Below are 1,649 nucleotides of genomic sequence, written 5' to 3'. Positions count from 1 at the left end.
ATGTATTAGTGGTAGGTTCACTTTTGCATCAGGATTAAGCTTTAAAGGCATAAAATGACTTTCCAGAAAATGGGCATAATCGGTAATTACGGTAGCCTGATTAAGATAAATTGGAACCTCTTGCTTTCCTGCCTGGGTAAAAAAATCTTCTAGCTGTTGTATTTCTTGGATGGTCATACTACAAAGTTATCATTCTATTTTGAGCAGATTGAAATAATTTTTTTTAACAGGTGGTATATGCCTAATGCTCAGTCATAATGATTTTTAAATATTGTCCGTTTATATCTTAAGTCTATTTTTTTACTAAAAATTTTAGTTTAAATTTGTTTTCCCTAATTAATTGTTTTAGTGATTTAATCACATTGAAAGAGAATGAACAATAGTGAAATGAAAAGTGATATCCTCCGTTCAGATATGATTCAGGATATTTCATCACTTAAAAAAGAATATTGCCGAAAGGAGACCGCATGGCACCGAGATTGGAAATTGGCTTTCCCGCCATCATTTAGAGAAGTTGCTTTTTATGATGCAGCCAATGCTGATATTCACCGTGCTGATGTATTTTCCCCATCAGGTTATACCATCGAGTTTCAAAATTCTCCGATCACATTGATTGAACTTAATAGCAGAGAGGCGTTTTATCCAAATTTAATATGGGTATTGAATGGCAAAAAATTTAAAGGATTTAAAATATTGAAACATTTGCCTGATGTAGATGACCCAAAGCTAAAGGATTACGAGTTTTGCCATTCCGATCACCTTTCGATGGTGAGGAAATCGGAGGTAATGCAGGGGCTGCCCAATCCAAAAATACTTAATTTTTACCATCCCGAACTTCAGGGCATTAAGCTCACCTCAAACCTTTATTCTTTTTGTTGGAAACAGCCACATAGTGTATGGTATTTAGCTACCGCAAAAATAATTGTAGACTTAGGTGGGCATTTTTTATATGAGCTAAAACAGCGTAACCAATTAAATGGAAATTATCCTTACCTGAAAATGTTAAGTAGGAAAGCCTTTATCGATTGGCATACCCCGCCAGAGCTTTAAGTATAACCTTCGAAAAATAAATTCAGTAATTAATGATAAGATCTGGAGAGATCAAAGTGTGACGGGAAAAGTAGCGTATTAAATCCCTTTATCTAAGAAATTTAATACGCTAAACCGCATTATTTCATGCTATCGTTAATTTTATTGATCATCACCAAATGGCTTTGAACTATTGGTGCTGTTTTAGTCGCAAATGCCTTAAGATCTGCATCTTTAGCATCTCTTAATTCATCTTCCATTAATTTTAGTGTAGATTTATGCCCACTCACCATGGCATCAACATAAGCTTTGTCAAAATCTGCACCTGATTTTTTGCTCAGGTCATCCATTTTTTTCTTGTGCTCATCGTCTACAGTGCTTGGTAGTGTAATGTTTTTTTGTTTCGCAATGGCCATTAATTCGGTGTTTGCCATGCCGTGGTCTTTTACCATCATGGTTGCAAATTCTTTAACCTGTGGATTGCTACTTTTTTCGAGGGCCAGTTTTCCTAGTTCTACTTCAGCCATACCGCCAACTGCTGCCTGTGTAGTAAACTTCGCATCAGCTTCATCTACCGCAATTCCTCCGGTGGCAGCTGCATTGGTTGAACTGTCTTTAGC

The 1,649-nt window shown here is 36.2% G+C and carries 3 protein-coding genes; 1 reads left to right on the top strand and 2 read right to left on the bottom strand.

From position 1 onward, the window contains the following. Nucleotides 1-177, bottom strand: a 177-nt coding sequence (locus tag AC1DND_RS27440; RefSeq protein WP_477585968.1) for a DUF6965 family protein, incomplete at its 3' end; no start/stop codon positions are given. 195 nt (nt 178-372) lie between these two features. On the opposite strand from AC1DND_RS27440, the gene AC1DND_RS27435 reads away from it, so the two are divergent. Continuing rightward, complete coding sequence (locus tag AC1DND_RS27435; protein ID WP_477585966.1) at nt 373-1,050, top strand: competence protein CoiA family protein; 678 nt, start codon at nt 373-375, stop codon at nt 1,048-1,050. Nucleotides 1,051-1,169: 119 nt separating this feature from the next. On the opposite strand, the gene AC1DND_RS27430 is transcribed toward AC1DND_RS27435, so the two are convergent. Continuing rightward, nucleotides 1,170-1,649, bottom strand: a 480-nt coding sequence (locus tag AC1DND_RS27430) for a DUF4142 domain-containing protein (protein WP_477585964.1), incomplete at its 5' end; no start/stop codon positions are given.

Source organism: Pedobacter sp. 01N416 (genome assembly GCF_056399685.1).
Note: the sequence above shows the minus strand (reverse complement) of the source record. Positions and strands in the feature narration are given on the sequence as shown.